The 22,681-nt window shown below is 58.8% G+C and carries 18 protein-coding genes; 16 read left to right on the top strand and 2 right to left on the bottom strand.

Annotation, left to right across the window (positions count from 1 at the left end):
- Positions 1 to 53: 53 nt before the first annotated feature.
- From QBL02_RS00710 to QBL02_RS00650, 13 genes are all read left to right on the top strand, one after another.
- Positions 54 to 3,551 carry a DNA-directed RNA polymerase subunit beta gene (locus tag QBL02_RS00710; RefSeq protein WP_282725254.1) on the top strand — a complete coding sequence of 1,166 codons (3,498 nt, stop codon included), beginning with the start codon at positions 54 to 56 and terminating at the stop codon, positions 3,549 to 3,551.
- 107 nt (positions 3,552 to 3,658) lie between these two features.
- Positions 3,659 to 7,552, top strand: coding sequence for a DNA-directed RNA polymerase subunit beta' (locus QBL02_RS00705; RefSeq protein WP_282724429.1), 3,894 nt, complete (start codon positions 3,659 to 3,661; stop codon positions 7,550 to 7,552).
- Positions 7,553 to 7,919: 367 nt separating this feature from the next.
- The gene (locus QBL02_RS00700) at positions 7,920 to 8,936 is read left to right on the top strand and encodes a hypothetical protein (RefSeq protein ID WP_282724428.1); all 1,017 of its coding nucleotides are present in this window, start codon (positions 7,920 to 7,922) and stop codon (positions 8,934 to 8,936) included.
- Positions 8,933 to 9,583 carry a hypothetical protein gene (locus QBL02_RS00695; RefSeq protein WP_282724427.1) on the top strand — a complete coding sequence of 217 codons (651 nt, stop codon included), beginning with the start codon at positions 8,933 to 8,935 and terminating at the stop codon, positions 9,581 to 9,583. The genes QBL02_RS00700 and QBL02_RS00695 overlap by 4 nt, the downstream gene beginning before the upstream one ends.
- A complete protein-coding gene (locus tag QBL02_RS00690) occupies positions 9,580 to 10,245 on the top strand; it encodes a spermidine/putrescine ABC transporter substrate-binding protein (protein ID WP_282724426.1) in 666 nt (221 codons plus the stop codon). Before QBL02_RS00695 ends, QBL02_RS00690 begins: the two co-directional genes overlap by 4 nt.
- 121 nt (positions 10,246 to 10,366) lie before the next feature.
- Complete coding sequence (locus QBL02_RS00685) at positions 10,367 to 11,230, top strand: ParA family protein (RefSeq protein ID WP_282724425.1); 864 nt, start codon at positions 10,367 to 10,369, stop codon at positions 11,228 to 11,230.
- An 8-nt stretch (positions 11,231 to 11,238) separates the two neighbouring features.
- Positions 11,239 to 12,084 (top strand): ScpA family protein, encoded by an 846-nt coding sequence (locus tag QBL02_RS00680; RefSeq protein ID WP_282724424.1) that lies wholly within the window; start codon positions 11,239 to 11,241, stop codon positions 12,082 to 12,084.
- Complete coding sequence (scpB, locus tag QBL02_RS00675; RefSeq protein ID WP_282724423.1) at positions 12,074 to 12,733, top strand: SMC-Scp complex subunit ScpB; 660 nt, start codon at positions 12,074 to 12,076, stop codon at positions 12,731 to 12,733. Before QBL02_RS00680 ends, scpB begins: the two co-directional genes overlap by 11 nt.
- Complete coding sequence (locus tag QBL02_RS00670; RefSeq protein ID WP_282724422.1) at positions 12,730 to 13,698, top strand: pseudouridine synthase; 969 nt, start codon at positions 12,730 to 12,732, stop codon at positions 13,696 to 13,698. The genes scpB and QBL02_RS00670 overlap by 4 nt, the downstream gene beginning before the upstream one ends.
- Before the next feature lie 108 nt (positions 13,699 to 13,806).
- Positions 13,807 to 14,925, top strand: coding sequence for a prephenate dehydrogenase (locus tag QBL02_RS00665; RefSeq protein ID WP_282724421.1), 1,119 nt, complete (start codon positions 13,807 to 13,809; stop codon positions 14,923 to 14,925).
- Positions 14,922 to 15,629, top strand: a complete 708-nt coding sequence (gene cmk / locus QBL02_RS00660) for a (d)CMP kinase (RefSeq protein ID WP_349238624.1) — start codon at positions 14,922 to 14,924, stop codon at positions 15,627 to 15,629. The genes QBL02_RS00665 and cmk overlap by 4 nt, the downstream gene beginning before the upstream one ends.
- Positions 15,630 to 15,631: 2 nt before the next feature.
- Entirely contained in the window at positions 15,632 to 17,185 is a 1,554-nt protein-coding gene (gene der, locus QBL02_RS00655) for a ribosome biogenesis GTPase Der (RefSeq protein ID WP_282724419.1), read from the top strand.
- Between the two features lie 181 nt (positions 17,186 to 17,366).
- Positions 17,367 to 18,302 (top strand): DUF817 domain-containing protein, encoded by a 936-nt coding sequence (locus QBL02_RS00650; RefSeq protein WP_282724418.1) that lies wholly within the window; start codon positions 17,367 to 17,369, stop codon positions 18,300 to 18,302.
- Here the strand turns inward: QBL02_RS00650 and QBL02_RS00645 are convergent.
- Both QBL02_RS00645 and QBL02_RS00640 read right to left on the bottom strand, forming a co-directional pair.
- Complete coding sequence (locus QBL02_RS00645; RefSeq protein WP_282724417.1) at positions 18,299 to 19,171, bottom strand: EamA family transporter; 873 nt, start codon at positions 19,169 to 19,171, stop codon at positions 18,299 to 18,301. The genes QBL02_RS00650 and QBL02_RS00645 overlap by 4 nt on opposite strands.
- A gap of 116 nt (positions 19,172 to 19,287) precedes the next feature.
- Positions 19,288 to 19,791 (bottom strand): GNAT family N-acetyltransferase, encoded by a 504-nt coding sequence (locus QBL02_RS00640; RefSeq protein ID WP_282724416.1) that lies wholly within the window; start codon positions 19,789 to 19,791, stop codon positions 19,288 to 19,290.
- A 144-nt stretch (positions 19,792 to 19,935) separates the two neighbouring features.
- On the opposite strand from QBL02_RS00640, the gene rraA reads away from it, so the two are divergent.
- Genes rraA through efeB form a run of 3 tightly spaced genes read left to right on the top strand, consistent with a single transcriptional unit; the run spans position 19,936 to position 22,513 of the window.
- Positions 19,936 to 20,409, top strand: coding sequence for a ribonuclease E activity regulator RraA (gene rraA, locus QBL02_RS00635; protein ID WP_282724415.1), 474 nt, complete (start codon positions 19,936 to 19,938; stop codon positions 20,407 to 20,409).
- 50 nt (positions 20,410 to 20,459) lie between these two features.
- A complete protein-coding gene (locus QBL02_RS00630) occupies positions 20,460 to 21,182 on the top strand; it encodes a lysoplasmalogenase (RefSeq protein ID WP_282724414.1) in 723 nt (240 codons plus the stop codon).
- A gap of 14 nt (positions 21,183 to 21,196) precedes the next feature.
- Positions 21,197 to 22,513, top strand: a complete 1,317-nt coding sequence (gene efeB, locus QBL02_RS00625) for an iron uptake transporter deferrochelatase/peroxidase subunit (protein WP_282724413.1) — start codon at positions 21,197 to 21,199, stop codon at positions 22,511 to 22,513.
- Positions 22,514 to 22,681 lie beyond the last annotated feature (168 nt).

Raw genomic sequence — 22,681 nt, 5'->3', positions numbered from 1 at the left:
TTCACCGCTATACCAGGTCAGACGGCCCGACGGGGCCCATGGAGGTAGTTTCCTTGGCTGCTGCGCGCAACGCAACTCCCACCCATTCACCAAAGAACGGTCGTGCCCACCAGCGGCTCTCGTTCGCCAAGATTAGCGACACCCTTACGGTGCCGAACCTTCTTGCGCTGCAACTTGAGAGCTTCGATTGGCTCGTCGGTAACGACACGTGGAAAGAGCGTGTCGTCGAGGCTCAGAAGGCAGGGCGCGATGATATCGCCCTGAAGAGTGGCCTCGAAGAGATCTTTGACGAGATTTCACCGATTGAAGACAACGCTGGCACGATGCAGCTTTCGTTCGAGAACCCGATTCTCGACGAGCAGAAGTTCTCGATCGAAGAGTGCAAGGAGCGCGGCAAGACTTACTCCGCTCCACTCTACGTAGAGGCTGCGTTCTACAACACCGAGACTCAGGTTCTGAAGAGCCAGACCGTCTACATGGGTGATTTCCCCATCATGACGGACAAGGGCACCTTCATCATCAACGGCACCGAGCGCGTCATCGTTTCGCAGCTCGTTCGTAGCCCTGGTGTGTACTTCGAGCGTGCTCAGGAAAAGACGAGCGATAAAGACGTCTTCACCGCACGCGTGATCCCAAGCCGTGGTGCATGGCTTGAGTTCGAAATCGACAAGCGCGATCAGGTCGGCGTTCGTATCGACCGTAAGCGTAAGCAGTCGGCAACCGTGTTCCTGAAGGCACTCGGTATGACCACTGAAGAGATCCTTGAAGAGTTCGCAGGCTACGAGTCAATCGCGGCAACCCTTGAGAAAGACGGCGTCACCACTCAGGAAGAGGCGCTCAAGGACATTTACCGCAAGCAGCGTCCAGGCGAGCAGGTAGCAATCGAGGCTGCCCGCGCTCTCCTCGACAACAGCTACTTCAACTCGAAGCGCTACGACCTGGCAAAGGTTGGTCGTTACAAGATCAACCGTAAGCTCGGCATCGACGCACCGATCACCGACTCGGTGCTCACACTCGAAGACGTAGTCGCAACCATCAAGTACCTCGTTGGCCTGCACGCAGGCACCGAGACTCTGCCAGGTATGCGTGATGGCAAGGAAATCGACCTTCGCCTCGACACCGACGACATCGACCACTTCGGTAACCGTCGTATCCGCGCCGTTGGCGAGCTCATTCAGAACCAGGTGCGCACCGGCCTCAGCCGTATGGAGCGCGTCGTCCGCGAGCGCATGACGACTCAGGACATCGAGGCGATCACGCCGAACACCCTGATCAACACCCGCCCAGTGCTGGCAGCGATCAAGGAGTTCTTCGGAACCTCGCAGCTCTCGCAGTTCATGGATCAGAACAACCCGCTCGCCGGTCTGACCAACAAGCGTCGTCTCTCGGCCCTCGGCCCAGGTGGTCTCTCACGTGACCGCGCAGGCGTTGAGGTTCGAGACGTTCACCCGTCGCACTACGGACGTATGTGCCCGATTGAGACTCCGGAAGGCCCGAACATTGGTCTGATTGGTGCGCTCGCAACCTTCGCGCGCATCAACGCTTTCGGTTTCATCGAGACGCCATACCGTCGCATCGTTGACGGCACCGTCACCGATCAGGTCGATTACCTCACCGCGCACGAAGAAGACGAGTTCCTCATCGCGCAGGCTGGTGCACCGCTCAACAAGGACGGCAAGTTCGCTGACAAGCAGGTCCTCGCTCGCCCACGTGGCGCCGAGGTGCAGATGGTCGATGCGGGCCGCATCCAGTACATGGACGTTTCGCCACGCCAGATGGTGTCGGTAGCTACCTCGCTGATTCCATTCCTCGAGCATGACGACGCGAACCGCGCACTCATGGGTGCCAACATGCAGCGACAGGCTGTGCCACTCGTGCGCAGCGAGTCGCCAGTGGTTGGTACCGGTATGGAGGGCTTCGCAGCCATCGATGCTGGCGACGTGATTACCGCTGAGAAGTCGGGCGTGATTGCTGATGTTTCAGCAGACGTAGTCACCATCGACCTTGATGAGGGTGGCACCAAGAGCTACTACATGCGCAAGTTCGACCGTTCGAACCAGGGCACCAACTACAACCACCGCGTGATCGTTCGCGCCGGTGAGCGTATTGAGGCTGGCGAAGTTATCGCCGACGGTCCAGCAACCGAGAACGGTGAGCTTGCACTTGGCAAGAACCTGCTCGTTGCGTTCATGCCGTGGGAAGGCCACAACTACGAGGATGCGATCATCCTGAGCCAGAATCTGGTGAAGGACGACACCCTCTCGTCGATCCACATTGAGGAATACGACGTTGACGCCCGCGACACCAAGCTTGGTAAGGAAGAGATCACCCGTGATCTGCCAAACGCAAGCATGGAGGCCCTGAAGGATCTCGACGAGCGTGGCATCATTCGTATCGGTGCTGAGGTTCGCCCAGGCGACATCCTCGTCGGTAAGGTCACCCCGAAGGGCGAGACCGAGCTTTCGGCCGAAGAGCGCCTGCTGCGCGCAATCTTCAACGAGAAGAGCCGCGAAGTTCGCGACACCTCGCTGAAGGTGCCACACGGTGTCTCGGGTACCGTTACCGCCGTAAAGGTATTCGACGCAGAGAACGATAACGACGACGAGCTCGGTTCAGGTGTGAACCAGCGCGTGGTTGTTTACATCGCGCAGAAGCGTAAGATCACCGAGGGCGACAAGCTTGCTGGCCGTCACGGCAACAAGGGTGTTATCTCGAAGATCCTTCCTGTTGAAGACATGCCGTTCCTCGCAGACGGAACTCCAGTCGACGTGATCCTGAACCCACTGGGTATCCCAGGCCGAATGAACTTCGGTCAGGTACTCGAGACCCACCTTGGCTGGATTGCCAAGCAGGGTTGGAAGGTTGAGGGGAACCCAGAGTGGGCTTCGAAGCTGAACGCTGAGGCGCTTGAGGCTGCACCAAACACCAAGGTTGCAACTCCAGTGTTCGACGGCGCGAGCGAGGAAGAGATTAAGGGTCTGCTTGACTCGACTCTGCCAACCCGTGATGGTGATCGTCTGATCGACTCGAGCGGTAAGACTCGTCTCTTCGACGGTCGCTCAGGCGAGCCCTACCCGTACCCAGTGTCGGTCGGCTACATGTACATCCTGAAGCTGCACCACCTTGTCGACGACAAGATCCACGCACGTTCGACGGGTCCATACTCGATGATCACCCAGCAGCCACTCGGTGGTAAGGCCCAGTTCGGTGGCCAGCGCTTTGGTGAGATGGAAGTTTGGGCACTCGAGGCCTACGGTGCCGCATACGCACTGCAGGAGCTGCTCACGGTGAAGTCTGACGACATCCTGGGCCGTGTGAAGGTCTACGAGGCAATCGTGCGCGGAGAGAACATCCCCGAGCCAGGCGTGCCTGAGTCGTTCCGAGTTCTGATGAAGGAAATGCAGTCGCTCTGCCTGAACGTCGAGGTTCTCGGCGCAGACGGTCGCGCGGTGAACCTGCGTGACAACGATGACGAAGCTCACCGCACTGCGGAAGAGCTGGGCATTAACCTCTCATCCCGTTTCGAGACCTCGTCAATCGACGAGATCTGAGTTGATAACGCACTGTGCGAGCGAATAACCGGCGAAACCCGGCAAAGCGTGAGCACAGTGCGACATCAGCCTCTCTTTAAATAAGTCTTATTCCCCAAGGAGAAAAATTGCTCGAGGGTACGAGTTTTAACGAGCTTCAGATCCGTCTCGCGACCGCTGAGGACATCCGCAGCTGGTCGTTCGGCGAGGTCAAGAAGCCTGAGACCATTAACTACCGCACGCTGAAGCCAGAGAAAGATGGTCTGTTCGGTGAGCAGATCTTCGGCCCAAGCCGTGACTGGGAGTGCGCGTGTGGCAAGTACAAGCGTGTCCGTTACAAGGGCATCGTTTGTGAGCGCTGTGGCGTAGAGGTCACCAAGTCGAGCGTTCGTCGTGAGCGCATGGGTCACATTGAGCTTGCCGCTCCTGTGACTCACATCTGGTACTTCAAGGGTGTGCCAAGCCGCCTTGGTTACCTGCTTGATATGGCACCAAAGGATCTCGAGAAGGTCATCTACTTCGCCGCCTACATGGTGATCGACGTAGACGAAGAGGGCCGTCACGAAGATATGGGCGAGCTTGAGGCAGAACTTCGCCTCGAGATTTCGAGCCTTGAGCAGCAGCGTGACCTCGCGATTGCTCAGCGTCAGCAGCAGGCAGAGCAGGATCTGGCCGCACTCGAAGCTGAGGGTGCGAAAGCTGATCAGCGCCGCCGCGCTGAGGCATCGGCCGAGAAGGAACTCTCTGGCATCCGTAAGAACTACGACGATGACATTGCAGCACTGCACCGCGTCTGGGACGATTTCCGCAACCTGAAGGTTGGCGATCTGAAGCCAGAAGATGCCGCATTCGCTGAGCTGCAGGACCGTTTCGGTGATTACTTCGAGGCCTACATGGGTGCCGAAGCAATCAAGAAGCGTCTTGAGGCATTCGATCTGGCCGCAGAGAGCGATTCGCTGCACCTCCAGATTTCTGAGGGCAAGGGCCAGAAGAAGGTCCGTGCGATCAAGCGTCTGAAGGTTGTGAACTCATTCCTGCAGACCGGCGCAAGCCCAGCAGCTATGGTTCTCGATGTTGTCCCAGTGATCCCACCTGAGCTTCGCCCAATGGTGCAGCTCGACGGTGGCCGCTTCGCAACCTCAGACCTGAACGACCTCTACCGTCGTGTGATCAACCGCAACAACCGTCTGCGTCGTCTGCTTGATCTTGGCGCGCCAGAGATCATCGTGAACAACGAGAAGCGTATGCTCCAGGAAGCTGTTGACGCGCTGTTCGATAACGGTCGTCGTGGACGCCCAGTTACCGGCACCGGCAACCGTGCACTGAAGTCGCTCAGCGACATGCTCAAGGGCAAGCAGGGTCGTTTCCGTCAGAACCTGCTTGGTAAGCGTGTTGACTACTCGGGTCGTTCGGTTATCGTTGTCGGTCCTCAGCTCAAACTGCACCAGTGTGGTCTGCCAAAGGACATGGCTCTCGAGCTGTTCAAGCCATTCGTTATCAAGCGCCTGATCGATCTGTCGCACGCACAGAACATCAAGGCTGCTAAGCGCATGGTTGAGCGCGCACGTAGCGAGGTTTGGGATGTTCTCGAAGAGATCATTCGCGAGCGCCCAGTTCTACTGAACCGCGCACCAACGCTGCACCGCCTCGGCATTCAGGCCTTCGAGCCTCAGCTTGTTGAGGGCAAGGCGATCCAGCTGCACCCACTCGTATGTGCTGCGTTCAACGCTGACTTCGACGGTGACCAGATGGCTGTGCACCTGCCGCTCTCGGTTGAAGCACAGGCTGAAGCACGTGTGCTGATGCTCGCTTCGAACAACATTCTGAAGCCTTCGGACGGCCGCCCAGTGACCCTGCCTTCGCAGGATATGATCATCGGTCTGCACCACCTCACCACGGTGAAGGTTGGTTCGGCTGGTGAGGGTCGTGCTTTTGGTTCGGTTTCTGAGGCAATCCTCGCAATGGACGAGGGCACCCTCGACCTTGGTGCTCAGGTCAAGATTCGTCTGACCGGTTACACCGACGCTTCGGGCGTAACCAACGAGCGTCCAGTAGTTGTTGAGACCACCCTTGGCCGTGCACTGTTCAACGAGGCGCTCCCAGCGAGCTACCCGTACTTCGAGCGTGTTGCCGACAAGGGCAGCCTCTCAGGCCTGGTCAACGACCTCGCTGAGCGTTACCCGAAGGTTGAGGTCGCTGCGACTCTTGACCGCATCAAGGACGCGGGCTTCCACTGGGCAACCCGCTCGGGCGTTACCGTTGCACTCAGCGACATCGTGACCCCTGCTGGCAAGGCTCAGATCCTCGCAGACCACGAAAAGGCTGCTGCAGCAGTGCAGAAGAAGTTCGACAAGGGTCTGATCACCGATGCCGAGCGTCACACCGAGCTCGTCGAGATCTGGACCGAAGCAACCGACGAAGTTGCTGCCGCCATGCGCGACGCATACCCAGAAGACAACAACATCTTCCGTATGGTCTCGTCAGGTGCTCGTGGTAACTGGCTGCAGATCCGTAACATCTCGGGTATGCGTGGTCTGGTGAGCGATCCAAAGGGTGGAATTATTCCTCGCCCGATCATTAACTCGTACCGTGAGGGCCTGTCGGTGGCAGAGTACTTCATCGCGACCCACGGTGCGCGTAAGGGTCTGGCAGATACCGCTCTGCGTACCGCTGACTCGGGTTACCTGACTCGTCGTCTGGTTGACGTCTCACAGGACGTCATCATTCGCGAAGAAGACTGTGGCACTACCCGTGGCCTCGAACTGCCAATCGCGGCAGCTGATGCTAACGGCACCCTGGTTCGCGACGACAACGTCGAGAACTCGGTCTACGCACGTACCCTTGCTGCAGCAGTGACCGACCCTAAGGGCAACGTCATCGCTGATGCAGGAAGCGACGTTGGCGACGTGCTCATCGACAGCCTTGTGGCTGCCGGCGTCACCGAAATCAAGGTTCGCTCAGTGCTCACTTGTGAGTCGGCTGTTGGTGTGTGTGCGACCTGCTACGGCCGCTCGCTCGCAACCGGCCAGCGTGTTGACATCGGCGAAGCAGTGGGCATTATTGCTGCACAGTCGATTGGTGAACCTGGTACCCAGCTGACCATGCGTACCTTCCACACCGGTGGTTCGGCTTCGGCTGACGACATCACCCAGGGTCTGCCTCGTGTTCAGGAGCTCTTCGAAGCGCGTACCCCTAAGGGTGCATCGCCAATCGCTGAAGCTGCTGGTCGCATCACTATCGAAGACACTGAGAAGGCTCGTCGTATTCTCCTCACGCCAGACGATGGCAGCGAAGAGAAGGCCTACCCAGTGCTGAAGCGTGCAACGCTCATCGTCGAAGACGGTGACCACGTTGAGCTCGGTCAGCCATTCCTGCAGGGCACGCTTGACCCGAAGGACATCCTTCAGGTCGGCTCGAGCGAGGGTGGCAAGCACATCCCAGGCGAGCGCGCAGTGCAGAAGTACCTCGTTGAGGGCGTGCAGGGTGTGTACCGTTCACAGGGTGTGCCGATCCACGATAAGCACATCGAGGTCATCGTTCGCCAGATGCTGCGTAAGGTCACCGTGGTCGACCACGGCGAGACCGATCTGCTGCCAGGTGAGCTCGTTGACCGCGCACGTTACCAGCGCATCAACCGCGAAGCACTGGTTGACGGCAAGCGTGCCGCTACCGCTCGTCCAGAGGTCATGGGTATCACCAAGGCTTCGCTCGCGACCGAGTCGTGGCTGTCGGCTGCATCGTTCCAGGAGACCACTCGCGTGCTCACCCAGGCTGCGATGGAGGGATCGAAGGATCCGCTGATCGGTCTCAAGGAGAACGTCATCATCGGTAAGCTCATCCCGGCTGGTACGGGCCTGAGCGTCTACCGTGACGTCGACGTCGAGGCAACCGAAGAAGCAAAGGCTGAGCGTTACCCAAGCCGTCTCTTCGCAACCGACGCTGGCTTCGACGAGAACGACCTCTCGTTCGTTGACTACGACGCATTCACCGCAGAAGAGTTCAACCCTAGCGATTACTCGTAGGTAATCACCTGCCTCGGCCGGGCTTTGACAGCTTCGGCCGAGGCGGCCTTAGGACATACGGCGCGCAAAGCGATGCTTTGCTTTGAGCGCCTTGGTCCTAGCGATTACTCGTAGGTAATCACCTTCTGATACCCGGCGGGGCCGTCACGAAACTTCGGTTTCGGGCGGCCCCGCTGGCGTTTTTAGCGTTGGATCGCCAAGCGCCTCCGAATGCGATGCCGGGTGGCATACCAGAAGTGTCGTCATTTTCGGCGACACTCTTCGCATTTGCATTGCCCTGCGCGGCGCAGCAAGTACGCTGGCGGCAGATACGTGTCTTTGTCTGAAATTCTCAGAGGGAGGCACCGCAAGGAATTGAGGGAGTGCGATGAGCGAAGATCGCGAGCAGGCGGGTTCACCCGTCGAGCAAGACGAGACCACCGAAACACAGGTACTCGCTGCTGTTGAGCGCGCCGGAGAGGTATCTGCTCCCTCGGCAGAGACAGCAGGGGAGGCGAGTGGTGAAGGTGCGACCACTGATGCTTCTGCCGAGTCGACTTCGACATCAGAGCGGCCAGTGATTGCAGCGGCGAAAGAAACGCCAAGCGCCGGTGCACAGATGAGTGCAGAAGAGATTTTTGCTTCGCACCCACCTGCCGGCACAGCTCAGCGTGCAGTGCTCATGGGTGCTGCCGCGAATACCGAAGAGAAAACTGAAGAAGCCTCTGAAGACGCTGCCCTGGTAGAAACTGTTGGCGATCCAACGCCAGAAACCGTCACAGACAACGAATTGCCACCGATTCGTGATGGCGAAATTCGGATCAGCTCTGATCACCCGATGGCGGCTCTCTACATGCAGACGCCAATGCCGCCAGAGATTCGCGGCAACCGCGGTGCCGGTGTGCTTATCGCTCTGCTTGCAACGGTCTCGTTCGCTGCTGTTTTTGCTGGTGGCTTGGCGCTCTGGTTGGCGCCCAGCTTCCCACCATCAACGTTCTTTAGCCAGGGACTGATGCCCTGGGTCGTGAACATTGGTTTTGGTGCTGCCGCCCTCGGGTTCTTCATCGGCTTCACGATTTTGGTGCTTATCGGCGGACGTGCAGGTTGGTGGGTCTACGCCATCTTCGGTTTGTTGGTGGCAGCCTTTACCTGGGGCGCCGCGTTGCTCGGCTACGCCCTGAATGATCGCTTCGCTGGTGAGATTGTGAGCCTGCAGCCGGGTGCTCTGCTCGGTGAGTATGGCCTGATTCTTCCAGTGCTTATCGCCGCCATTGTGGCGCGTGAGGTGACTGTTTGGTTCGGTGCTTGGGTTGGCGCTCGCGGGCGTCGTGTGAAGCGTCAGAATGCTGAAGCGATCGAAGAGTACGAAAACGCTTTGGCTGAGGCCCGGACGACACAGCCGTGACCGATAGCCACCGCAGAGGAGTGACCCGCGGATACGTTCGCGGACTCATCTCCGCGGTGGTTATTGTTGCGTTTTCGATCATGCTTGCGGCGTGGTCGTTTATTGCGCTTGCGACAGACGGCGGGCCCGTTTCAACGCCGGGTATCAGCTATGGAGCGACGGTACTGCCGGTGCTGAGTTGCCTGGTGCTGCTTACTGGTGTGCTCTGGTCGCAGTCGATTCTGCTCTTGCGAGGCAGACGCTCGTTGTCGCTGACCCATCTGCTGCTTGCCTCAATTGGTGGCTACCTGATTTGGTGCCTGCTCGGTATGGCGGTGGGGCTTTCTCTTCATGACACTTGGTTGAGCCCGTATTCCCTGTCGCTTGCGATTGCGTTGGCGTTGGCGGTGCTGATTGCGTGGTCTTTGTTGCTGCGGCGCGTGTACACCGATCGACCTGCGCCACAGTGGCCGTGGGAGAAGCGTGGGGAGCAAGAAGGGCCAGACTGGGCGAACACGGCCAATGATCCCTGGCTGCGCGACGATGATGACGGCCGCGGCTCGGATCCCGATGGTTCTGATGGTTCTGATGGTTCTGATGGTTCCGGCGGTCCTGAGGGCTCTGGCGGCTCGGACGAGGGCGGACCATTCCGGGGTGATCGTTCGTGAACGCCGAAGATCGCGGAGTAACGGACGCGCCCGATCCAATTATTGGCAGGGTGAGTAGCGCAGTAGATTCTTGGCTGCGCTGGTTGCCAAGCTGGTCTCCGGGTACGCACCGTGGTCGTTCACGGATGTGCCGTCGGTGCACGGGCTCTCCGGTGCTTGCAGCGGCCGGCCTTGATACAGATGTGCCACATCAGGTTTCACACGCGCTTGTCAGCAGAATGCAGCGGATCATTGACCGTGCCGTTGACAACTACACCGAACATGAACTGCCCACTCTGCACGCAGAACTGACGGGTGAGGAAATCTGGAATGCCGGAGGTTTTGAGCCGGGTTCTGGTCTTGACCCCGAATACGAGGGTGTCGATCTTGATCCCGAGAGCGACGAAGAACAGCCATTTTTGTTCACAATGGCTGAGCTTGCCGAACAAACAAAGCCGGAGCCTCCACTACCCCGGCCACCCCTCAGCCAAGAAGAAAAGCGACGAATTCGAGTTGAGATTGAACTCGCCGATCGTTATGCGCAAGACATCGGGCAGCGTATGTGTTTTGCGTTGGCTGTCCACCGTCCACGTGTTCAGGCTGCGGTGCAGCGGTTCGTTGAGCCGCAGATTCAATCGCTGCTTGATGAGCTCACCCGCACCCTGGAACCACCGACCGAGTAGTGGCCTTGCGGCACAGCAAGGCGCTTGACTCGCAACCAAGAATTCTTGGGGAAGTGATCTATCGGTCTGCGCGATAGGATTGAGCGTTAACGTAACTGAAGTCCGCGAAAGGGGCGTCGAGGTGGCGAAGCGCACTGCGAATCAGGTTGAAATCGGTCCTACCGGTCGACCAGAACGCATCATTCCGGCACCCCCAAAGCTCGAGCGACACGGTCCCGCTCGAATTATTGCGATGTGCAATCAAAAGGGCGGCGTCGGTAAAACCACTAGCACGATCAACCTTGCTGCTGCCCTTGCCCGATATGGCAGGCGCGTGCTTGCGGTTGACTTTGACCCGCAAGGCGCTCTTTCGGCTGGCCTTGGCGTGCCAGCACACGACGTGGTCACCATCTACGATCTGATGCTCGGCCACGCGAAAGACCCGCACGAGGCGATTCAGCACACCGGGACACCCGGGCTCGACGTTATCCCAGCGAACATCGACCTCAGTGCCGCTGAGGTGCATCTGGTGAGCGAGGTCGCCCGCGAGCAGATCCTCGCTGGCGTGCTGCGCAAGGTGGCCAACGACTACGACGTAATCCTGGTCGACTGCCAGCCCTCACTCGGCCTGCTCACGGTCAACGCGCTCACCGCAAGTCACGGCGTACTGATCCCACTTGCCTGTGAATACTTTGCCCTGCGCGGCGTCGCCTTGCTTGTTGAAACCATCGACAAGGTGCGCGACCGGTTGAACCCGGCGCTCGAACTCGACGGCATTCTCGCGACCATGTACGACCCGCGTACCCTGCACGCTCGCGAGGTGCTTGAACGCGTAGTAGACACCTTCGGTGATCAGGTGTTTGACACCGTTATCGGTCGTACCGTGAAGCTTCCAGACGCGCAGATCGCCGCAAAATCTGTGCTTGATTACGCACCAACGAACGCCGCTTCTGAGGCTTACCTCAAGCTTGCTCGCGAGCTCGTGCAGCGAGGCGTTGTTGCATAGGTTGCGCTTTGGCTGAGGCACACGAGTCAGCTGAGACGGTCCAACTCAGCCCGGCACAAAGCGAAGAGGGCCCGTTTCGAGTCACACTTGAGTCGTTTGACGGCCCCTTCGACCTGCTGCTCAGCCTGATCACCAAACATGAACTCGATATCACCGAGATTTCACTGAGCCTCGTAACAGATGAGTTTATTGCTTATCTTGCGACCCTCGAGGGCAAAGGCATCGTTGAGCTTGACCGGGCATCCGAATTTTTAGTTGTCGCAGCGACTCTGCTCGACCTCAAAATCGCGAGCCTCTTGCCGCAGGGTGAGGTGGTTGATGCCGAAGACGTTGCCCTTCTTGAAGCACGCGACTTACTGTTTGCGCGGCTGTTGCAATATCGCGCATTTAAACAGGCAAGTGCCTGGTTTAGCTCGCGGCTCAGCGCTGAACAGGCCCGGCACCCGCGACAGGTGCCCCTTGAACAGAAATACCGTGACCAGGGGCCTGAACTGCGCTGGACCTTAAGTGCGGCGGACTTCGCAGCGCTTGCGACCCTGGCATTCACGCCAAAAGAGATTCCGCTGGTAGGACTTGAGCACCTGCATGCCCCGCTCGTCTCGATTCGCGAGCAGGCCGCAATCGTGGTTTCGATGTTGCGTACCGGTGGGGCACATAGTTTCAGAGAACTGATCGTTGGTGTCAGCGAGCGCGGGGTTATCGTGGCTCGCTTTTTGGCGATCCTTGAGCTGTATCGTCGCGACGCGGTTGGCTTCGAGCAAGCCGAGCCCCTCGGCGAGCTACTCGTCGAATGGACCGGTACGAATTTCTCTGACGAAGACCTTTCAACGCTAGGCGGAGACTATGACGGATAACACTGAAACTCAGGCTGTCGAGAACCCCGGTTCGAGTGCTTCGGACACTCCAGGCCTGGAGCAAAGCTCCGAAGCCAGCACTGCGCTCGAATCCGCCCGCGCCGCGCATCCGCTGCAGCAGCAGCTCGAAGCGCTCCTGCTGGTGGCCGACGAGCCGATCGGGGCTGTACACCTAGCAACCGCGGTGGATCGCCCGGTGCGCGAGGTGCGCAAAACAATTGAGGCATTGATCGACGACTACAACGGCGCCGGCGAAAACCCGCAGCGCGGATTCGAGTTGCGCGAGGTGGCCGGTGGCTACCGATTCTACGTGCGTGAAAGTCTCGACACGATCGTTGCCGACTTCGTGCAGCAGCAGAGCCCCACCAAGCTCTCCCAGGCTGCGCTTGAGACTCTCGCTGTCATCGCGTACCGGCAGCCCATCTCGCGCGGCGCGATCGCCTCGGTACGTGCCGTAAACGTTGATAGCGTTGTACGTACACTCGTTGGTCGCGGTCTCGTCACCGAAGTTGGCCACGATAACGAAACCGGCGCAATTCTTTACGGCACCGACGACACGCTGCTCGGACATCTTGGTATTTCGAGCATTGACGAATTGCCGCCAATCGCGCCGCTGCTTGATGATCCAGATGAGGGGTTCTCAGAATGACCACATACGACGTTGATTATGTCGACGACGGCAGTTGGGGCGACGACGGTGACTCAGCCAACGACGAAAACTCGCACCTTCCACGACTGCAGAAAGCGCTTGCGCACGCAGGGGTCGCCTCACGTCGAGCCTGTGAAGCGCTGATCACCCGTGGTCGAGTGAGCGTGAACGGCAAAGTTGTCTACGAAATGGGGTCGCGGATCGACCCAGACAACGATGTGGTGACCGTAGATGGTGTGATCGTTCAGATGGACACCTCAAAGCTCTACTTCGTGCTCAACAAACCACGTGGCGTCGTCTCAACAATGAGCGACGAACAGGGCCGCCCAGACCTGCGCGAGTTCGTTGACCCCATCGGTGAACGGCTCTACAACGTAGGTCGCCTCGACACTGATACCTCTGGTCTCTTGGTACTCACAAACGACGGGGAACTCGCGCACAAGTTGGCACACCCAAGCTTCGGTGTGCAGAAAACCTATGTCGCGAAAGTGCGAGGTCAGGTTACTCCCGCAGTGATTCAGCAGTTGCGCGACGGCGTTGACTTGAAAGACGGACCAATTCACGCTGACTCAGCGAAACTGCTCACAATCGGTTCGTCAAAAACCCACTCGCTCGTTGAGATCACCCTGCACTCGGGCCGCAATCGCATTGTGCGCCGTATGCTCGCCGAGGTAGGGCACCCGGTAGACGAACTCGTGCGACGCCAATTTGGGCCACTGAACCTGGGCACTCAGCGTGTTGGCGAGATGCGTGAGCTTTCTGCGGGGGAGCGTGGAGCTCTGCTCAGCGCCGCAGCAGCCGGTGGTACAGACGGCCAATCGAAGCGCAAAAAGAAGATTACTGGCGGTCGCCCCGGCGACGGCAAGGGTGCGAAAGGGATGCGCGGCATCGCTGCGAACGGAAACCCGCACGGTCGGGGCCGGAAACCGCAGGGTGATCCACCGCGTAAAAACTCGGGCCGATAGCTGAAATTTTGCTCAGCGAACTCACTGTGCGGCAAAGCCCGCGCGACCGGATACCCTAGAGAGGTCTGATTTGGTATCCACCCGGAACGTAACCTTCAGGCCAACGATATGAAGGAGACGGCGGTGGCTGAGACCAAAGCCAACGGCCTCGCGAGCCGAGTGAGCGGGCAAGTGCACATTATCGGTGCCGGTCTGCTCGGCGCCAGCATCGGGCTGGGTCTGCGCGAAAGCGGCAACGATGTGACTCTTGAAGACGCCTCGCCCACGACAGCCTTGCTCGCGGTTGACTATGGCGCCGGTCGATTGCGCACCGAAGACGACCCGGAGCCAGCACTGGTGATCGTGGCAACTCCGCCGGACGTGATCGCTGACGTGATCGAGCGTGCACTCCTCAGCTACCCAAACGCGGTCGTCACTGACGTAGCTAGTGTGAAGCTTGCGCCCTTTGAAACTCTTCAGGCCCGTGGAATTGATCTGAAAAACTATGTTGGATCGCATCCAATGGCTGGCCGCGAGCGTGGCGGGGCAATTATGGCCCGTGCCGATTTGTTCGCAGCTCGACCTTGGGTAATCTGCCGTGATGAAGAGACGCCGGGTGCGGCCCTTTCGCTGATCGAATCGGTGGCACTGCAATTGGGTGCAACACCACTCGAAATGACGCCGCAGCAGCATGACGCCGCCGTAGGCTTAGTGTCGCACTTGCCGCAGACCGTATCGAGTCTGCTCGCCGCCCGACTGCTTGACGCGAGTGATCAGCAGGTGGGGCTCGCCGGGCAGGGGCTGCGAGACACCACCCGAATCGCTTCGAGCGACCCAGAACTCTGGGTGCAAATCTTGAGCGCAAACCGTGAACCCGTGATCGCGGGTCTTGAGGCTTTCCAAGCCGATCTGGAGCGGCTGCTTGTTGCGTTGCGCGATCCAACGCAACAGGGTGCGCGGAGGCAAATTGCAGATCTGCTCGCTGCCGGTAACCGCGGTGTTGCCCGTATTCCGGGCAAGCACGGCGGCAGCGAACGATTCACGACACTGACGGTGCTTATCGATGACCGGCCTGGCCAGCTCGCGGCGCTGCTCACCTTGCTCGGAGAATTGGGCATTAACATGGAAGACTTGCGTCTTGAGCACTCGCCGGGCGCACAAATTGGTTTTGCTGAGATTGCCGTGCTGCCAGAAGTGGCCGAGCGTGCAGTTTCAGATCTTCGTGAGCGCGGATGGAGGACGCTGTGAGTACGAGCATGCTTGTTGCAATAGACGGCCCCGCCGGTAGCGGAAAATCAAGTGTGTCGAGGGCCGCTGCCGAACGACTCGGCTACGGCATTCTTGACACCGGTGCTGCCTATCGAGCGCTCGCCTGGGCCGCACTTGATTCGGGTATGAACCTTGACGACGAGACACAGATGAATGATCTGCTCGATCGTTGGCACTACACGATCACCCTGCTCGGCGAGCAGCGGGTGACGGTGGCCTTCGCGGAGGCCGCCCGTGCGACTGATGTGACAGCGTTGATTCGAACCCCAGAGCTGAGCGCTCAGGTGAGTCGAGTCTCAAAACACCCAACTGTTCGCCAGCGCCTAAACTCGATGTTTCTTGACGTGGTCGCGACCTCGGGACTGCCCGGTGTTGTGATCGAGGGACGAGACATCACCACCGTGGTCGCCCCGAATGCGCCGGTGCGTATTCTGATGACCGCTTCACCAGAAGTTCGTGCGGCTCGTCGCGCCGGAGAACTTCAGGGCCTGACGCGCGAGCAGGTGCTCGTCGACATTGAGGCCCGCGACGCGAAGGACACCCTCGTGGTGGACTTCATGAACCCCGCACCCGGGGTCACGCTTGTTGACACGAGCGAAATGAACTTTGAACAGTCGGTGCAGGCTGTAATTGAAATTGTGCGTGCGGCTGAGGCTGCTGCGCACGCAGCAGGAGAGAGCTGAGCATGAGTACCGAGCACAACGGCGAAAACGTCGAGAACCCGAGCGAAGAAACCTTCGACCTCTCGTCAGTCGACCCAAGCGAGATTATTTCTGGTGAGGAATTTGACGGCGAGGTCACTGACGAGGAACGCTTGCGCTCAATGCGCTCGAACCTCGATGGTTTCGACCTTGAAGACGAGGACATGAAGATCCTCGACGAAAACGGTGAATTTATTGGATTCACCCAGCCCGAGGCAGAAGCACTGCCAGTCTTGGCGATCGTAGGCCGGCCAAACGTTGGTAAGTCAGCTCTCGTAAACCGTGTTCTTGGCCGCCGAGAAGCAGTTGTTGAAGACATTCCAGGCGTCACCCGCGACCGCGTGAGCTACCCGGCAGAGTGGAACGGCAAGCGCTTCACCGTGGTCGACACCGGTGGCTGGGAACCAGATGCGCGCGGAATTGATGCCTCGGTGGCAGCCCAGGCAGAGGTCGCGATTGACCTCTGCGATGCGGTGCTCTTCGTGGTTGACTCGCGCGTCGGCGCAACCTCAACCGATGAGCATGTCATGCAGCTGCTACGTCGCACGAACAAGCCAGTGTTCTTGGTTGCGAACAAGGTCGATGATGCGATCCAGGAGCCAGAGGTTGCTCAGCTTTGGTCGCTCGGTCTTGGTGAGCCTTGGGCAGTCTCAGCGCTGCACGGTCGCGGTGTCGCAGATCTGCTCGACGCAGTCTTGAAGGCGCTGCCTGAAGAGTCTGCCGTTGCAAAGCCAAAGCTTGCTGGCCCGCGCCGCGTTGCCCTGCTCGGTCGCCCAAATGTTGGCAAGTCGAGCCTGTTGAACAAGGCCGCCGGTGAAGAGCGCGTCGTCGTGAACGATCTCGCAGGTACCACTCGCGACCCAGTTGACGAGCAGGTTGAAATCGCTGGCCGTGTCTGGACTTTCGTCGATACCGCCGGTATTCGTCGTCGCGTGCACCTGCAGCAGGGTGCAGACTTTTACGCATCACTGCGCACCGCAGCGGCGCTTGAAAAGGCCGAGGTCGCCGTTGTGCTCTTCGACGTGACGCAGCCAATCAGTGACCAGGATTTGCGCATTGTTGACTTGGTGCTTGAGTCGGGCCGTGCACTGGTGTTGGCGTTCAACAAGTGGGATCTGCTTGATGACGATCGTCGCCGCTACCTTGAGCGCGAGATTGAAACTGATCTTGCGCACGTTTCGTGGGCACCTCGCGTGAACCTTTCGGCACGCACCGGTCGTCACCTTGAAAAGCTTGTGCCAGCAATCGAGACCGCCCTTGACTCGTGGGATACCCGTATTCCTACCGCAAAGTTCAATGCCTTCATCGCCGAGCTCGTGCAGGAGCACCCGCATCCACTGCGGGGTGGAAAGCAGCCACGTATTCTCTTTGGTACGCAGGTGCAGAACCGTCCGCCAACCTTTGTGCTTTTCACAACGGGCTTCCTCGACCCGGGCTACCGTCGCTTTATTCAGCGTCGCCTGCGTGAGAATTACAGTTTTGATGGCACGCCTATCGTCCTCAACATGCGCATCCGTGAGAAGCGAGAGCGCCGCTAGGCGTTCCCGCTTCTCTTGGACAGCAATTTCTTGCTGTTCAAAGGATGCGGCGCGGCCGTCTCGGTCGCGCTGAGTGTTGCGAAGCATTTCTTTGTTTGGTTCTGTGAGTAGCGAGAGCGCCGCTAGGCGATCGAGTGCGTCGTTCAGCGTTCCTGCAGCTTCGAGTGTGCCAGGCTGAACTATGTCTTTTCAGCCGAATAGCCGATTCTCAGGCGACGAAAGCGCTCGTGGATTTACGCCGCTCGAGCGGGCGATCGATCGGGCGGCTGTTCGGATCCTCGCTGAAAAACCTGCGAGCGGAGCGCGCGCTTTCTTTCTCGAGTGCGCCGTTTTTCTGCTGAAACAAGCCTGGGCCTGCCTCTTTGGCGCGCTCATGCTGCTTGTCATTATTGCGGCCCGACTCTGGTACCCGGATGACGCGCTTCTTGCACGCAACGACGCCCTCACCATTGCGGCGGTGCTGATTCAGCTGGGCATGCTGCTTTTTAAGCTTGAGGCCGGGCGCGAGCTCTGGGTAATCATGCTTTTCCATCTCACTGGCACTGTGATGGAGCTTTTCAAGACAGACGTCGGCTCGTGGGCTTACGAAGCAGAGGGTTTCTTGCGTATCGGCGCTGTGCCGCTATTTAGCGGTTTTATGTATGCTGCGGTTGGCTCATACATGGTGCGCGTGTACCGTCTGCATAATTTGCGATTCGAACGTTACCCGAGGATTTGGTTGACGACGGTGGTCGCGTTTGCGATTTATCTCAACTTCTTTTCGCATCACTTTGTGTACGACATTCGTTGGATCCTGCTCGCCGCGATTGTGCTGCTCTGGTGGCGCACGTGGATGCACTTCAGGATCTGGCGCGTTACCTTGCGTGTTCCGCTGCTTCTGGTTTTTGCCGGGGTTGCCGTCTTCATCTGGTTGGCTGAAAACATTGCCACCTGGGCCGGAGCCTGGCTCTACCCCCATCAGATGGATGGTTGGGAGATGGTTTCACCGCAGAAGCTCATCTCATGGCTTTTGCTCATGATCCTTTCCGTCGTGATGGTGACGTGGGTGTATCCACCCAAGACTCCCGGCGCCGAGGCAACTTCGGGGCAAGCTCAGAGCAGTAGCGGTGCAGACTAGGTGCTGAGGCTCGCTGCACTATCAGTTTTTCCAGATGACCAGACCATGCCGGCTCCCGCAGCAACGACAATCGCAATGCCGAGAAAGCCGAGCCCGCTAATCGTCTCGCCGAGCAGCAAGAAGCCGAAGAGCGCAGCCACGAGTGGATCCATACTGAAGAGGGTGCCGACCACCCGCGCAGAAGTGAGCTTCGCGGCACGTGTGTCGACCGTGTAGGGGATAGATACCCCGATGACGGCGGAGAGCGCGAGCACGCCCCACTGCGGCGCGGTAGGCGCAACACCGGCGGTGGCCACCAGCGGCAGACTCAGTACTGCGGCAATGGTCACCGACCAAGCCAGACCGCTAATGCCATTCTCTGACTTTCCAACTCGGGCCGAGGCAACCGTGTAGATCGCAAAAAAGAGGCCAGCACTGAGGCCGAAGAGAATGCCGAGCACATCACCGTAGCCGGCCGGGCCCGCTATCAACACGACGCCCGCGAGCGCGGCCACCGCAAGCACACCCTCAACCACGCGGCGTGACGCGAAAAGCGCAACCGCGCAGGGGCCAAGAAACTCAAGCGTGACAGCGACGCCGAGTGGTAGCCGGTGAATCGCCTCATAGAGACTGATATTCATTGCCGCCATCGCCACACCGTAGATCACGATGCCGATCCACTCTCGCTTCGAGCGACCGCGAACCTTCGGGCGGAACACCGCCAACAGCACAATCGCGGCGATCGACATGCGAAGCGCGCTCACCGCAAGCGGGCCAAGATCAGCGAAAAGCGTCGAGGCTATGGCCGAAGAAATCTGGATGCCGACAGAGCCCACAATGATCAGTCCGACGGCTGAGAGCACGTCTTTGCGGCTTGAGGTCGTTCTCATGCGTGTGTTCCTTGGGGGTGTATGCGGTGACAACTGTGTCGCCGAATGCAAGTTCTTGCCAGAGGTTTTTGCTGGCGTTTTGCTGGGGGAGTCGAAACTGGTGCGGCCTTGCCGCACTACACCAGGCTAATGTTCATTTGTGCGCGCCGACCGTAAGCATCAAGGCCGAGTTCATGCTCAACCTGAACGAGACTTCGCAAGAACTCGGTCGCTGGTTCGGTTTCAACAAAACCGAGCCGGGCATAAAACGGTCCGTTCCAAGGTAGATCAGCGTAGGTGCGCAGCGAAACCTCGGTGTAGCCGCGCTTTTTTGCCTCGCCAAGCGCAGCTTTGGTGAGCGCTTGACCGTATCCGCGCCGACCGGCCTCTGGCAGCACCGACAGTTGCTCAAGGTGTGCGTGCCCGTCGACTTCAAGCATATGTACGAACCCGATCACATCGGCTCCTTCTTGCTCGCCGACGAGTAAAAAACCGGGTGACTTGGCGCGTTCAGCAGCAGGGTCTGCTGCGGGCCAGTTTTCTGCTTGAAAAGCCTCAATGAATAGTCGGTCTGCTGTGTTCTCGATCATTTCAATACGATCAAGGTCGGTCTCAGTCGCCAGCCGAATCTGCAATGTCATGGATCACCTTACGTTCGCTTTAACGGTAGCGCGTGTGCTGAGGCAAAGCGATCCAGCGCGAATAATTCTGTTGACTGCAAGACTTAAACTTTTTCGCTCGTAATATTCCTGTTTACTGTTGAACATCCGCGATACGGTGGCCGTATGAGTGAGCAAATCAGTACCGCCGACCTCTTCGACGAGCACGGTGACGAGCTTCAGTCGGTCAGCACGCAGTTTCAAAACCTTGGCGGCTACACACAGTTTTCAGGGGCAGTGCGTACCGTGCGCTGCTACCGCGACAACGCACTGTTGAAGTCGATTCTTTCGACACCGGGTGACGGTGCTGTGCTGGTGATTGACGGCGGTGGAGCTCTCGAAAGCGCACTTGTTGGCGACATTATTGCGAAGCTTGGCGTTGACAACGGGTGGGCGGGCATCATTGTGAACGGTGTGATTCGTGACCGAGTGGTCATCGGAACCCTGCCTATTGGTGTGAAGGCACTTGGCTCGAACCCGCAGAAGTCTACAAAAACTGGTGCGGGTGAGGCCGATGTTGAGGTGAGTTTTGGCGACGTGACCTTTAAGCCAGGCGCAATGCTCTTTAGCGATGAGGACGGAATTCTCGTCGAACGCTAGCCCTCGGCACTAGGCTGTGTTCGACCGCCATCGTCGCAAAGGAGCGAGCTATGCGTGGCAAGAGAATTCTGCCGTTTTTGCCCTACATTGTGGTGTCAGCTGTACACTGCGTGCTGGTGATTTTTCAGTGGCCAGGGGGCGGTTTCGAAACGAAACAATTGCTTATGCCGGCGCTTGCGCTTGCGGCAATCTGGTCGCTGCGACGCGACCGCGTGGGTACTGCGCCTGCGCCCGAAACGCGCAGGGCACCGCGCACCGCCATGACGCTGATCTTGGTAGCCATTGCAGCGTCGTGGTTTGGTGACGGCGCCGGCTTGTTCTTCCCAGGGCTCCCCACCTTGCCAATGATGATCTTGTTCTTCGCCATTGCGCACCTTGGCTATATCGTGTTGTTCTGGCGGGCGCCCGGCATGTTTCCGGTCACGCGAATTCCCTGGTGGAGCTTGGTGTATGCGCTTTGGTGGGTGATAGCGATCAGCATTATCGGACCGCATGCTGGGGAACTCTTCGTGCCGCTCGCAATCTATGGTGTTGTGCTTGGCTTGACCGCTGCGCTCTCGCCAAGGATCAGCGGTACGGTCGCGATTGGCGGCTTCTTTTTCTTGGTTTCAGACACTTTTCTGGCGTTTCGTGAATTCATGGAAATGCCGGAGTGGGTTAGCAATGTTGCAGTGATGCCGAGCTACACGCTGGGCCAGGGCATGATTGTATTTGGGCTGGTGGCAGCGCTGAAACGAGGCTCAGCGCATTCATCTGATGTACAGCCCGGCTGAGGTATTCTTCATGCATGGGTGAAGAACAAACCGAGGGCGACAAGACCGCTGCCGAGGCTAAACCAGGGCTCTCGCGGCGGGCACTCATGGCGCTCGTCGGAACAGGTGCCGCGGGGCTCGCGGCCGGCGCTGCAGGCGCAGCAAGTGTGGTGGCAATCGCGAATGCGAATGGTGCAGGCGCGGCAAACAACCCGACCCTCAGTTATCCCTTCTACGGCAAGCATCAGGCAGGAATCGTGACGCCCGCTCAGGACCGTATGCACTTTGCGGCATTCGATCTCGCCGAGGGGCTCGGCCGCGAAGAGCTGATCGAATTGCTGAGTGACTGGACTTACGCGGCAAGCCGCATCACTCAGGGTCTAGAGGTGAGCGTGAGCGGTGCTTTTGACGGCAGCCCGATGATGCCGCCAGACGACACCGGCGAAGCTGTCGGCATTTCGCCCGCGGGACTCACCGTGACTTTCGGATTCGGCAAGAGCCTTTTCGAAACGGCAGATGGCATCGACCGATTTGGCTTGGCCGCGAAGCTGCCTAAAGAATTCACCGATATGCCGAAGATGAAAAACGATTTCATCAACCGCGACCAGTCTGATGGCGATATCTGCATTCAGGCCTGCTCGAACGACCCACAGGTTGCGGTGCACGCGATTCGAAATCTCACCAGAATTGCCTTCGGGCGGGCCCAATTGCGATGGTCACAGCTTGGCTTCGGCCGCACCTCTTCGACCTCGACCGCGCAAGAAACACCGCGCAACCTCTTCGGTCAAAAAGACGGCACCATGAACTTGCACGCCGAAGAACCTGAACTTATCGACGAGCATGTCTGGATTTCTGGCGCTGGATCGGCTTGGAGCACTGGCGGCAGCTACCTTGTGGCGCGGCGCATCAACATGACCATTGAGGTCTGGGACGGTGTGCAGCTTGGCGAGCAAGAGCGGGTCACCGGGCGCAACAAGCGTGACGGGGCGCCGCTGTCTGGCGGCACTGAGTTCTCTCAGCCAGACTTCACTGCCAAGGGCGAAGACGGCCAATTGTTGGTTGATGAGCGCTCGCATGTGGCGAGGGTACATCCAGACAATAACGACGGAATTCGGATGCTTCGCCGTGGCTACAATTTTGTTGATGGCAATGACGCGCAAGGGCGTTTGAACGCCGGATTGTTCTTTATTGCTTTTGTGAGCGCGCCAGAGCAGTTCGCAAAGGTGCACCAGAACATGGCCCGCGACGACCTCTTTGTCGAGTACCTCAAAACCACTGCATCGTCGGTCTTTTTGGTGCCGCCTGGTATGGCCGACGGTGAATACGTCGGGCAGCAATTGTTCACGGCCTAGACTCGCGCGCGAGTTCGGTACTCGTGCGATCTTCTGTGAGTGAACTGTCCGTGGTGACATGAAGTCCCCGAAAGCTCTCGCTGATGGCTGCGCTCTCGCCAAAGACTGGACTCTCGGTGAAGGCTGCGCTCTCACCGGTGGCTGAAGCGCAATTGCCTGCGCAAACAA

Source organism: Leucobacter sp. UT-8R-CII-1-4 (assembly GCF_030010235.1).
Lineage (GTDB): Bacteria > Actinomycetota > Actinomycetes > Actinomycetales > Microbacteriaceae > Leucobacter.
This window is presented reverse-complemented; position numbering and strand designations above follow the sequence as displayed.